This is a genomic window from Clostridium tetanomorphum (assembly GCF_017873215.1).
GTDB classification, from domain to species: domain Bacteria; phylum Bacillota; class Clostridia; order Clostridiales; family Clostridiaceae; genus Clostridium_AO; species Clostridium_AO tetanomorphum.
Genome location: NZ_JAGGKA010000016.1, coordinates 23,234 through 36,419, shown reverse-complemented (window position 1 = coordinate 36,419; position 13,186 = coordinate 23,234). Strand labels below are relative to the sequence as shown.

At 27.9% G+C, this 13,186-nt stretch carries 11 protein-coding genes and 1 pseudogene; 4 read left to right on the top strand and 8 right to left on the bottom strand.

What is annotated here, in order from left to right:
* Position 1: 1 nt before the first annotated feature.
* A complete protein-coding gene (locus J2Z24_RS14830; protein ID WP_035145943.1) occupies positions 2 to 1,303 on the top strand; it encodes an L-aspartate oxidase in 1,302 nt (433 codons plus the stop codon).
* Entirely contained in the window at positions 1,284 to 2,120 is an 837-nt protein-coding gene (nadC, locus tag J2Z24_RS14825) for a carboxylating nicotinate-nucleotide diphosphorylase (protein WP_035145941.1), read from the top strand. Before J2Z24_RS14830 ends, nadC begins: the two co-directional genes overlap by 20 nt.
* A gap of 119 nt (positions 2,121 to 2,239) precedes the next feature.
* Here the strand turns inward: nadC and J2Z24_RS14820 are convergent, their stop codons facing one another.
* Genes J2Z24_RS14820 through J2Z24_RS14810 form a run of 3 tightly spaced genes read right to left on the bottom strand, consistent with a single transcriptional unit; the run spans position 2,240 to position 6,745 of the window.
* Positions 2,240 to 3,604, bottom strand: a complete 1,365-nt coding sequence (locus J2Z24_RS14820) for a SpoVR family protein (RefSeq protein WP_035145940.1) — start codon at positions 3,602 to 3,604, stop codon at positions 2,240 to 2,242.
* A 23-nt stretch (positions 3,605 to 3,627) separates the two neighbouring features.
* Positions 3,628 to 4,818, bottom strand: coding sequence for a sporulation protein YhbH (gene yhbH, locus J2Z24_RS14815; protein ID WP_035145938.1), 1,191 nt, complete (start codon positions 4,816 to 4,818; stop codon positions 3,628 to 3,630).
* Between the two features lie 4 nt (positions 4,819 to 4,822).
* Positions 4,823 to 6,745 (bottom strand): PrkA family serine protein kinase, encoded by a 1,923-nt coding sequence (locus J2Z24_RS14810; protein ID WP_035145935.1) that lies wholly within the window; start codon positions 6,743 to 6,745, stop codon positions 4,823 to 4,825.
* Between the two features lie 195 nt (positions 6,746 to 6,940).
* On the opposite strand from J2Z24_RS14810, the pseudogene ltaE reads away from it, so the two are divergent.
* Together ltaE and J2Z24_RS14800 are read left to right on the top strand one after the other, a co-directional pair.
* Positions 6,941 to 7,971: pseudogene (gene ltaE, locus J2Z24_RS14805) on the top strand (low-specificity L-threonine aldolase).
* Between the two features lie 181 nt (positions 7,972 to 8,152).
* Positions 8,153 to 9,226 carry a GerMN domain-containing protein gene (locus J2Z24_RS14800; protein ID WP_035145933.1) on the top strand — a complete coding sequence of 358 codons (1,074 nt, stop codon included), beginning with the start codon at positions 8,153 to 8,155 and terminating at the stop codon, positions 9,224 to 9,226.
* 139 nt (positions 9,227 to 9,365) lie between these two features.
* On the opposite strand, the gene J2Z24_RS14795 is transcribed toward J2Z24_RS14800, so the two are convergent.
* The 5 genes from J2Z24_RS14795 to J2Z24_RS14775 form a co-directional block, all read right to left on the bottom strand.
* The gene (locus tag J2Z24_RS14795; RefSeq protein ID WP_035145931.1) at positions 9,366 to 9,881 is read right to left on the bottom strand and encodes an NUDIX hydrolase; all 516 of its coding nucleotides are present in this window, start codon (positions 9,879 to 9,881) and stop codon (positions 9,366 to 9,368) included.
* 13 nt (positions 9,882 to 9,894) lie between these two features.
* Positions 9,895 to 11,253 carry a PFL family protein gene (locus tag J2Z24_RS14790; protein ID WP_035145929.1) on the bottom strand — a complete coding sequence of 453 codons (1,359 nt, stop codon included), beginning with the start codon at positions 11,251 to 11,253 and terminating at the stop codon, positions 9,895 to 9,897.
* Between the two features lie 15 nt (positions 11,254 to 11,268).
* Positions 11,269 to 11,538, bottom strand: a complete 270-nt coding sequence (locus tag J2Z24_RS14785; RefSeq protein ID WP_035145927.1) for an ACT domain-containing protein — start codon at positions 11,536 to 11,538, stop codon at positions 11,269 to 11,271.
* A gap of 134 nt (positions 11,539 to 11,672) precedes the next feature.
* On the bottom strand, positions 11,673 to 12,362 hold the full coding sequence (locus J2Z24_RS14780) for a hypothetical protein (protein ID WP_035145924.1): 690 nt from the start codon (positions 12,360 to 12,362) through the stop codon (positions 11,673 to 11,675).
* A 1-nt stretch (position 12,363) separates the two neighbouring features.
* Complete coding sequence (locus J2Z24_RS14775; RefSeq protein WP_035145923.1) at positions 12,364 to 13,023, bottom strand: tetratricopeptide repeat protein; 660 nt, start codon at positions 13,021 to 13,023, stop codon at positions 12,364 to 12,366.
* Between the last annotated feature and the right edge of the window lie 163 nt (positions 13,024 to 13,186).

Genomic DNA, 13,186 nt, shown 5'->3' with positions numbered 1-13,186 from the left:
AATGAATATTACTGCAGATGTTTTAATAGTAGGTACTGGAATCGCCGGAATATACAGTGCTTTAAATTTAAATAAAAATCTAAATATAGTGATGATTACTAAATCAAAAGTAGAAGAGTGTAATTCCTATCTTGCTCAAGGTGGAATCTCTACAGCTAAAAATAAAGATGATATAAACTTATTTATTAAAGATACTTTAAAAGCAGGTAACAATAAAAATAATATAAAAGCAGTAGAGTTTCTTGCCTCTAAATCAATAAGCAATATTAAAGAACTTATTAGATTAGGTGTAGAATTTGATACTCTAAATGGTAAACTCGATTATACAAGAGAAGGAGCTCACAGTATAAATAGAATTGTTCATTGTGCTGATGAAACTGGAAAGAGAGTTTTTAAATCCTTATTAAATCACCTTATTAATAAAAAAAACATAAAAATATATGAAAATACTTGTCTTGTAGATTTAATAAAAGAAGACAATACATGTTACGGTGGAATTGCAATTCAGCAGAATAATATATTAAATATTCAAGCCAAGTATACAATACTAGCAACTGGAGGTATAGGTGGTTTATTTAAAAATTCCACTAATCAAAGAACTTTAACTGGTAACGGTATAGGTATAGCCTTAAAAAATAATATTGAATTAAAGGACTTAAACTATATTCAATTTCATCCTACAGGTTTATATGAAGATAATTCAGAAAAAAAGAAATTTTTAATTTCCGAATCTCTTAGAGGCGAAGGCGCTAAATTAGTAAATATTAATGGCGAAAGATTTGTAAATGAACTTCTTCCAAGGGATGTAGTATCGAAAGCTATATTAAAGGAACAGAAAAAAACAAATTCTAGTTATGTATATTTATACATAACTCATATGCCTAAAGATTTTGTCATAAAAAGATTTCCAACCATATATAGTGAATGTAAAAAGAGAAATATAGATATAACAAAAGAAAAAATACCTGTAACTCCAGTTCAGCATTATTTCATGGGAGGAATAAAAGTAGATCATTTTTCAAGAACTTCTATAAAAAATTTGTTTGCCTGTGGTGAAACTAGCTGTACTGGAGTTCATGGAACTAACAGATTAGCAAGCAACTCCCTTTTAGAAGCTTTAGTATTTTCAAAAGAAGCTGCTAATTTTATAAATAATAACATTAATAATACTTTTGTTAACTATATAAACAGAGAAATATCTTATGAAGAAGGGATAAAACTTTCTCATCTAAATGAAAGATTAGCTTTAAATAAATTTATAAAAGTTAGAGGTGATATAAAAAATGAACTGGTTACTTGTTGATGAAATACTATTAAGCGCACTTAAAGAAGATTCATTATATGATGACATAACTACCAATTCTATTATAAAGAAAAATAGCACTTGTTATGTAGACTTAATTGTAAAAGAAGATGGATTTATTTCCGGATTGGAAGTATTTAGACGAGTATTTACCCTTTTAGGAGATGTAAATATACAGTTTTATACAGAAGATGGAGATATAGTTAAAAATTCACAAGTTATTGGCATAATTAAAGGTAATACTAGAAATGTACTTACAGGAGAAAGAATAGCTCTTAACTTACTTCAAAGAATGAGTGGTATTACAACTATCACTAGAAGTTTTGTAAAAGAATTAGAAGGTACAAAAGTAAAACTTTTAGATACGAGAAAAACAACTCCAAATCTAAGGATTATTGAAAAATATGCAGTTAAATTAGGAGGCGCTTTTAATCATAGATTAAATTTATCCGATGGAGTACTTATAAAAGATAATCATATAGCTGCTGCCGGTGGAATAAAAAATGCAATTACCATGGTAAAAAACAATGTGTCTTTCATAAAAAAAATAGAAGTTGAAGTTGAAAATATAGCTCAGGTCTATGAAGCATTAGAAAATAAAGCAGATATAATAATGCTTGATAATATGGATATAGAAACAATGAAAAAGGCAGTAGAAATAATAAATGGTAGAGCTTTAATAGAAGCTTCTGGTAACGTAACTTTAAGTACAATAAGAAATATTGCTAAAACTGGAGTAGATTATATATCTTCAGGTATGATTACCCATTCTGTTAAATCTCTTGATATAAGTATGAAAAATTTAAAAATGTTATAAAATGAGAGACAGTAGATGAGAGTGTAAAAACAAATCTATCTACTGTCTCTTTGAATTTTACATAATTTCTCTAATTTATAAACATATCATCTTAATTCTTTATTTTTAACTGCTTACTATTAAACATAAGTTATCTGCTTATCACTATCACAAATAACGCTTATTTCTCTATCATCTACATAGGTTTTTAATATAATTTTGTGTTTCCATAGCTGAACTATATATTTTAAAACTTCCACAGCATAGTTTAAATCTAATTCTCTTCCATCAAATTTATGATCTAAAATTAAAGTTTTATTATATTCACTCATATCATTAATAGCTATATAAGGGATATTTCCCATACCACAGGATGCACATAGAGCATTTTTTATTTTCTTATATCCCTGTTCATCAGATACTTCTTCAATGACATAATCTTTATCATGTTTGCCATATTGAAAAAGATTCATTTCTTCACATAATTTTTCACTTAAATATCTTCTTATAAAGGATTCATCTCTTTCAATTTCTCTAACTTCAAATATCTTTTCTTTTCCATACTTTTCTTCTAAATCTGTAAATATTTTAAATCCCATATAATAAGGATTTATTCTTCCTTCTAGGGGAGTTATTACATCATTATGTCTTTTTAAAAATTCTAAATACAATTCTTGTGGAAGATCTAATTTTTTTAAAATATTGTAGTGCCAATAACTTGCCCAACCTTCATTCATTATTTTCGTTTCTATTTGAGGTAAAAAGTATTTTGTTTCTCTTCTTACTATTTCCAAAATATCCCTTTGCCAGTTATATAGATCTCCATATTCTATTATAAATCCTAATATATCCTCTTCAGGTTCTAATGGTATTTTCTCTATATTCCCTAGCTCTTTTTTCTCTCTAGGTTTCAATATATCATTTTGCTCATATTTTTTATAATCCTCTATAATCCTACTTTTTATCTCTGCATTATTTAGTTTTTTCACTCCAATATTTCTATCGCATTGAAGTTTAATAGCATGAGCTGCATCCAAAATTTTTTCTACTTCTTCATATCCTATGCTAGGATCATTTATATATTCCCTGATTCTTTCTGCTCCATTTTTAAACATTTCTATAGTATATTCAGCATCTGTTCCTTTAGAAAATAGCCTATTATTTTTGAAAAAGTCATTATGTCCATATACATGGGCTATAGTCAATATTTGCAATAACAGAGTATTATCCTTCATTAAATAAGCTATACAGGGATTAGAATTTATAACCATCTCATAAGGTAATCCTGTTAAATTATACCCATAAAGGGTTCTTAATCTATCATATGCTTTACCAAAACTCCAATGTGGATATCTTGATGGCATTCCTAAATATACTTCATAAGATATCATATCATTATAGTCAATTATTTCAAACTCTTGTGGATAGTAATCTAATCCTAGATTTTTAGTTATATATTCAATTTTATCATTCCAATATTGTAACTCTTTCATATTATAGCTCAATGAGGTATCACCTCTCTTTCAAATTAACTGTTTATTTTAATTTCAGCTTTTAATAATTCTCTTAAAGCATTCCATAAATCTTCCTTTTTTTGCATAGTTACAGCTATAAAATTTTCCTTTTTAACATCTTTATCATATCTTTTTCTTATGCTGCTTACATATCCATAGGTCATTATTTCTGCATAACCAAAAAGATTACAAATATCACTTAATTCATTGGCAGCCTTTACAGCTCTCTCATTATCTTCACTCCAGTTGTCACCATCACTAGCATGAAATGCATATATATTATAATTTTCTGGATTAAATTTTTCTTTTATTATATCTAAAGCCATTTTATATCCACTAGATATATAAGTTCCTCCTGACTCTACTTTATGGAAAAATTCTTCCTCTGTTACTAATTTAGCTGTAGTAGAATGAGATATAAAAACTAATTCTGCACTTTCATACTTCATTTTTATAAAACTGTATATCATAAAAAACAAGGATCTTGCTAAATATTTTTTATTTTGATCCATTGAAGCTGAAGTATCCATAATACAAATAACTACAGCGTTATATTCTTTCTTCTTTTTAGGCTTTACTCTGTAATATCTTAGATCATCTTTTTTAAAAGGAAATCTCCCTATTTCTACCTCTTTCACATTTCCATTTAATTCTTTTTCTCTTTCTATTAGTACTCTTTTCATTCCCTGTTTTCTTTTTAATTTTTCTACTACTGTCCTCTTTTTAGCAAGCCTTGGTGGTATACCATTTTTTTGGTACCCACTTTTTTTCTTAGATCCTTCTTTTAATATTTCTGAAAACTTCTTTTTCTTTAAATTAGGGAGTTCTAAATCATCAAATATATATTCAAATATATCTTCAATAGTTATTTCTGTTTCAAAAATATCTTCTCCCTCTTCATTACCTGCTCCCTTGTTCCCCTTTTCTCCCTGTCCTTTTTCTGTTCCTATTTTATCTCCTCTTCCTTCTGTACCATCTCCGCTTCCAACTCCAGGAACATTTTTGCCATATATAAATTGATATTCTTTAATTCCTCTTATTGGAATCTTAATTTTTTTATTTTTAGTCTGACCTATTAAGCTTTCTTCGGATAATATATCAACCAAATTTTTTTTTATAGAATCCTGAACTAATTTCTGATGTCTCCTTCTATCTTCTGCAGATCTGTCATGAGGAATAGGATTAAATTCTCTAAATATTGCCATAGAATCAATCCTTCCATAGATTATTAGCTGCATACTTTAAGATTACATCACAACATTCACTACAATACCCATTCCTCTTCATTTCATCTACCATAGTATTATACTTTTCTCTTTGTTCCTTATCTCGTACTCTAGATTTAGTTATTATTCTTGACATTTCTCTCACAGAATAAGTTAATTTTTTCTCTATAGCTTCTTTTAATGGTTCATAAGAAGTATAATTTATTTTTCCACCTTTTCTTACTAAATAAAACATATAAGAAGTTACATCTGCTCTAAATCCTTTAGCTGATGAGTCAGAAATTCCAATTTGTTCTTCTATAGACCTCATAAATTTTTCATCTGGCTCCAATTCTTCTCCTGTTGCTTTATCCTTTATTTTTGTTTTGTTAACAAAAGCTTCTGCATGATCTAAATAATTATTAAATAAGCTCTCAGCTTGTTCCCTGAAGCTCTGTATAAAAGCTTTTGTTATTTCTTTTTCTAATACTTTATTGTATTCCTTTCTTACTGTATCCTGTAAAAAAGCTAAATATTTTTTTCTGTCTTCATCAGAAATATCTAAGTCTTTTACAGATTTTATCATGCTCTCCATAACACTTAATGGATTTATACAATTAGATTTCGATTCAGAAATAGCATTATCAATGGCCTTAACTATAAATCTTGTGGAAATTCCTGACATTCCTTCACTTAGTCCCGCTTCTTCTCTTAATTCGGAAATATCAATCTTTTTAGTTGTTCCTTTTTCTACTATTTCTTCTCCATTATATATTTTAAGCTTTGTTAATAAGTCTACTTTATTTGAAGAAGTAAGCCTTGTAAGTATTGCAAACATTGAAGCAACATCAATAGTATGAGGAGCTATATGAGCCTTAAAATTACTCTTTTTAAGAATCTTTTCATATATCTTCTTTTCTTCACTCAATTCAAGACAATAAGGCACTTCTACTTTTACTATTCTATCTAGTATAGCTTCATTAGTATGATCTGATTTAAATTTATTCCATTCAGCTTCATTAGAGTGAGCTACTATAACACCATCAAAATAAATCATAGAGCCTTTTCCTGGGGAAGGAATTGACTTTTCTTGAGTTGCAGTAATAATTGTATGAAGATATTCAACATCATTTTTGAATACTTCTATAAATTCTACTAATCCTCTATTCCCTACATTAAAAGCTCCATTTAATGCAAAAATTCTTGGATCATCTTCAGAATATAAGTCCATCTTAGATATGTCTACTGATCCTATGAGCACTGATGTATCTTGATTATTAGGATCTACAGGTGGAACTACTCCTATTCCCTTTCTTGATCTTATAGAAAAATCAACTAATTCAACTGGAAATTTTTCATATTCCCCATTATATTCTTCTTTTAATTTGTATCTGCATACTGGGCATAAGTCTCCTTCTATTTCTATACCTAGCTCCTTTTCAAATTCTTTTCTTAAATGCTTAGGTATAAGATGAAGTGGATCTTCTCTCATTGGGCATCCCTTTAATGAATAAACTGGTTCTGTATTTTCTAAAGCTTTCTTTAAAGTTTCTACAATGGATGATTTTCCTGATCCTACAGGTCCCACTAAATATAATACCTGTCTTGCTTCTTCTCCTTTCATAGATGCAGAATAAAAATAATTAACCAACTTCATTAAAGTTTTATCGATACCAAAAAAATCTTTGTTAAAAAAATTATAACTTTTTATAGTTTCGTTACCATACACCTTTTTTACTCTTATATTTTCTTCTGGGGATATTATTTCTACCCCATCTTTCATGATAATATCATATAATCTTTTATGAGCTAATTTACAAGCCTCAGGATTTTTCTTTAAAATGTCCAAATAATCCATAAGAGTTCCTTGAAACCTTTCTCCTTTTCTTTTTTCTCTATCTTTTTCAATTAACTCTCTAAAATTCATATATACCTCCATTAAAATTGATGCAGTTTTACCTTATATTTTTATAGTATTTATATTAATTTTAAAAGAGTTTTAGAACAAAGTACTGATTTCAATTATTTATTAATTTAGTAATATTTTCATAATTACATTTATTATTAGTTAATTTTACACTATAATAAGAGTATACTTTTAAACTAAGGGGGATATAGTATAATGAATTTTATTGATTTGCGAAGTGATACTGTAACAAAGCCTACAGAAAAAATGAGAAAAGCTATGTATGAAGCTGTAGTAGGTGATGACGTTTATGGTGATGATCCAACTATAAATGAATTGGAAGATTACGCTGCACAATTGGTTGGAAAAGAATCTGCATTATTTGTTCCAAGTGGCACATTTGGAAATCAACTTTCTTTATTTACCCATTGTATTCGAGGACAAGAAGTTATTTTAGGCGATGATTGTCATATTGTGGCTCATGAAGTAGGTGCTCCTGCTGTAATTGCCGGTGTTCAATTAAGAACCATTAAAAGTAACAAAGGGAAATTAGATCCTAATGATATAAAAAAAAAATACGAGGTACTGATATACATTTTCCTGAAACAGGTCTTATATGTGTAGAAAATGCTCACTCTAACGGAAGAGTAATACCTTTAAATACTATGGAAGAAATATATAATATAGGTGTAAAAAATAATATACCTATACATTTAGATGGTGCAAGACTTTTTAATGCATCTACTTATCTTAAAGTAGATCCTAAAGAAATTACAAAATATTCCCACTCTGTAATGTTTTGTTTATCAAAAGGTCTTTGTGCTCCTGTAGGTTCAATATTAGCTGGAAATAAAGACTTTATAATTAAGGCTAGAAAAAAAAGAAAACTTATGGGAGGAGGATTAAGGCAAGCTGGCATTCTAGCTGCTGCAGGATTAATAGCTTTAAAAGAAATGCCTGACTATTTAAAAAAAGACCATGAAAATGCATTATACTTAGGCAGAGAATTATCTAAATTACCTGGAATAAACATAAATCTTGACGATATTCATATTAATATGGTATTCTTTAACATAGATGATACAAATTATGATATGGACAATTTAGTAGAATTTTTCTATAAAAAAGGAATAAAAATCAATGGTGTAGAAAACGGTGAATTAAGATTTGTAACAAATTATTGGATTACAAAAGAACATATAGACTATGTAATAAGTATTCTAAAAGAAATATTAAATAATAAATAGTTCATATAATTAAAAGTTAAAATGAGAGTAGACTTAGTTCTACTCCATCATTTTTTAATTTATTATTTTTTAAATAGGAATGACTAACTTGTTCCTATTTTAGTATAATTAAAAGTAATACTAGACTTATAATAATAATTTTTCGTATAATTATTATACAATCATAATAGGAGGGATATATATGAAAAAATTTATACTAATACTTCTTTTACCTTTTGTTTTATTAACTTCCTGCAATAAACCTAATACTGTTGAAAAAGATAATAATACTAAAATAGAAAATCCTGCATCTAATAAGGATGTTTCTAAAATGGAAATAAAAAATTACTATCCATTTAAAGAAAATGTAAGATTAAAATACAAAGGAACAGGAAATGAATTCGCAGAAAGATCTGTGTACACTGACTATATAAGTGACAATAGAATTCAATTAAGGGTTGTTAATCCAGGAACTACTTCTGCCCAGGTACTAGAAATTAAAGATGGGGAATTAAGACTTATAACTTCAAAAAGTGAATTCTATTATAGAGACAATATAATTAATACTGAAAATAAGGAATACGAAGTTTTGTTAAAAGAACCTTTAGTTAAAGGAACTTCTTGGAATCTTCCTAATGGAAATAAAAGATATATATCAGATACAGAAAAAGAAATAGAAACTCCTTATGGAAAGTTTAAAGCTCTAGAAGTTACTACAGAAAGTAATGAAGATAAAATCTTTGATTATTATGCTGTAGATAAAGGTTTAGTAAAAACTGTATTCAATGGAAAAGGTCTAGAAGTTATAACAGAACTTGAGAGCATTCAAGAAAATACTCCTGTAACACAAACTGTTAAATTTTATTATCCAAATATTGTAGAGGATAAAATTGTATCCTTAAAAAGAACGTTAAATTTTAATACAAATGATGATTTAAAGACAGTTTTAGAAAAGAATTTCAAAGAAGTGCCAGATAAAAATATGAGTAAACTTATTATGTCTGATAATATAAAAATAAATAAAATATTTCTTGATGCTAAAACTAATACAGTAAATATTGATCTTTCAGATAATTATGTTAAAGAAATGAACTTTGGTTCTGCTTCTGAATTAGCTACTTTAAAAAGTATTACTAATACTTTAGGTGATTACTATAATGTAGATAAAGTTTATATAACTTTAGGTGGAAAACCTTATTCCTCTGGTCATATGCTAATGAAAGAAAATGAAACTTTTAAAGTTGATTTTACAAATATATCTGAGTACAATAAATAATTATATCTAGATACAAAAGAAGAGTTAAGAAACTTACTATTTTCCTTAACTCTTCTTTTTTTAATATTATTTAAAACTTTTAATAGACTATATATTATTAATTAATGTTTCTATAAAGTAAATAATAAACCTTCCATTATTAATGTGTTGCTATTTTATTTTTTAAATAAAAGTAGGCCATTATAGTCTTATCATCTTCTATTTTTTCTTCTAATACCATGCCTTCGAATTCTTTAAAAGGAATCCAAACTCCTTCTGTCACATCTACATCTTTAATTTTTTCTGAATCAAAACTGTCTTTACTTATTCTTACTTCAAATAAGTGCATACTACTACTACTAAATCCTAAAATAGGTTTATAAGAAATAACCTTTCTCAATTCCTCTTTTTTTATATCTAAAGCGGTTTCCTCTTTAATCTCTCTAATAAGACATTCTTCTATTTCTTCTCCCTCTATATCTAAAAGTCCTGCTGGTATTTCTAAAGTTTCTTTCATGATAGAGGGTCTAAATTGTTTTACTAATAATATTTCATCAAATTCATTGATAACAATAGCTGAAACTGCACTATGGTTTTTTACTATTTCATAGCTTCTCCCATTCAATTCTCTTTTGTATAATTTTAACCATCCACTATATACCATAGATTCTTTCATAAATGCTCACTCCTTAGTTTTTAAAACTATGTATAGGTGCTGGTATCCTTCCGCCTCTTTTTACAAATTTAGCACTAGAGAATTTGCTTACAGACATAATTGGAGCTTTTCCTAAAAGCCCTCCAAATTCTACTGAATCCCCTATAGTTTTTCCTGGTACAGGAATAATTCTTACTGCTGTAGTTTTATTATTTATAACCCCTATAGCCGCTTCATCTGCTATTATAGCTGAAATAGTATCTTCAGAAGTATCTCCTGGGATTGCTATCATGTCAAGTCCTACAGAACATACACAAGTCATAGCTTCTAATTTTTCTATATTTAAAGAGCCTCTTTCTACTGCATTTATCATTCCTATATCCTCACTAACAGGTATAAAAGCTCCACTAAGTCCTCCTACATGACTACAAGCCATAACTCCTCCTTTTTTAACTGCATCATTTAAAAGAGCTAATGCTGCTGTGGTTCCTGGTGCTCCACAACTTTCTATACCCATCTCTTCTAAGATATGTGCTACACTGTCTCCCACAAAAGGTGTAGGTGCTAAAGATAAATCTACTATTCCAAAAGGAACATTAAGTCTTTTTGACGCTTCTCTTGCAACTAGCTGACCCATTCTTGTAATCTTAAAAGCTGTTTTCTTTATAGTTTCTGCTACTATATCAAAACTTTCTTCTTTTATATTTTCCAAAGCAGCTTTAACTACTCCGGGACCACTTACTCCTACATTTATAACGCATTCTCCTTCTCCTACACCATGAAAAGCTCCTGCCATAAATGGATTATCTTCTACTGCGTTAGCGAAAACTACTAGTTTAGCACTTCCTATTCCATCTTTATCCTTAGTTAGCTCTGCAGTTTTCTTAATTATACTACCCATTTCTTTAACTGCATCCATATTTATACCAACTTTACTAGATCCTATATTTACAGAAGAACAAACTTTTTCTGTTATACTAAGTGCTTCTGGTATAGATTGAATTAAAATTTTATCTCCATTAGTATATCCCTTATGAACTAAAGCAGAAAATCCACCAATAAAGTTTACTCCTACAGTATCTGCAGCTTTATCTAAAATTTTTGCAAATTCTACATAGTCTTTATCCCCTGATGCTCCTGCCACAAGTGACATTGGAGTTACAGAAATTCTTTTATGTATTATTGGTATTCCACATTCTCTTTCTATGTCTTCTCCAACTTTAACTAAATTTTCCGCATATCTTGTTATTTTATCGTATATCTTATTTCTTGCTACTTTTCCATCTGAGTTAATACAATCTAAAAGTGAAATTCCCATAGTAATGGTACGGATATCTAGCTTTTCTTTTTCTATCATTCTGATAGTTTCTAATATATCATAAGAATTAATCATTTGTGCCCCTCCTCTTTATATACGATGCATAGAATTAAATATATCTTCATGCTGTACTTTTATTGAAACCCCTAATTGTTCTCCTTTTTTATCCAGGCATTCCTTTAATTCATTAAAAGGTATATTAGATTTTTCTAAATCCACTAACATTATCATAGTGAAATAATCTTGAAGAATTGTCTGGCTAATGTCTAAAATATTAACCTCTCTTTTTGATAGTTCATTACTAACACCAGCGATTATACCTACCTTATCCTTTCCTATTACAGTTATTATAGCTTTCATGTTTCTTTGCCCCCTTAAAAATTTATTTTATTGCTAACGCCATTTAAAATTTATTATTTTTATGACGTAAGCTAAAGTTTATACTATAGCTAATCCCCAAAATTTCAAATTAAATTTTGGGGATGAATTAGACATTAAAAATCACATTCTATATTCATTTCCTTTAAAAATTTTATTTTTCTTTCATATATTTCTTCTCTTTCTTTTATAATAGCATCCATTGGTCTTCCATTACAAATTGGATTGTAAGCTAACTGCCATGCTCTTAAAAATTCTATAGCTTTAATTAATGCACTTCCTTGACTATAAAATCTTTTATCTCCCATTATTTTAGTAAGTCTATTGCAAAATTCAAGTAGAAGTTCTTTTTCCACTCTTCCACCGCCAGCCCACACTAGCTTTGGAGAAAGTGAACTCCATAATTCTGATTTCATATTTTTCCATAGATCTATAGCTTTGTTCTTGTCTTCATTTTTATTAATTAATTCCTTTAGATTAGTATCCATACTTTCTTTTATTTCACTATGAAATAAATTTAGTACTCCACCTGTTCTTTTATAAACAGATTGATACAAAAACTCCACTTTATCATCTAAAGGTAACATCTTCTTATATTCATCAAATATAGGAGAGTTTTTAAATTCTGGAATAATTTCTATTATACCTGAATAATCTTTATTTATTATTGTATGCTCATAAAGTGTCTTATTATCTAATTTTTCATAAACTTCATTTATGGAACATTCTATTTGAATTAAAAATAATTTCACTGCAGATAATTGATTTGGCAGCCATACATTACTTTCTTTTTTATCATTTGTCATATTATGCATCTCCTTTTAGATTTGTTAAAGTTGCTCTTGCTTTATCATAATCTGGATACTCTTTTAATATTCCTTCAAGTATTTCCTCTGCTCTTTCATAATCTTCTTTAACAGTTATATAATGAACTGCAACATTATGAAGAGCGGTAACTTTTAAATCTTTAGGATTAACTGAATTATCACTGTAGTAGATAGCTTTATTATAATATTCTAAAGATTTTTCAAACACTCCTAGTAAACTATATATAAATCCTAAGTTATAATAACAGTTAGAATCATTATTTTTTATAGTTAATGCCTTTGAGAATCTATCCTTTGCCTGAAAAATATCTCCATAATACATTAAGCTAATGTCCCCTAATATATATTCAATATAATAATTATCCTCATATTTATTTAATTTCTTAGAATACTCTTCTACATCCGTTACATTTTTCTCCTGTGAAGCCTTTATAAATAAGAACATTAAACATCCCCATTCTAAATCTAAAGCTTCCTTATTTTTTTCAATATACTCATTAAAATAGTTTTGTAAGGCTTCTCTGCCTTCTATCTCTTTTAATATTCTTTCTTTATAATTTTCTTCTATAATCCCTGTTTGATATTTTTCTAGAATAATTTTTTGATAGTTCTTTATACTATGTTTAATACTGTTGCTCATTTAATTCACTCCTTGTATTATGGTTAGCATTTCTATTATATATCTTATTCTACAAAAAAATCTACCCTATTATACTTTTTTCATATTTTCTGCTATGATTTTCTTAACTTTATTGAAAACTATTTTACTAATGCCTTATTCTTATTGTACAATTATGTATGAA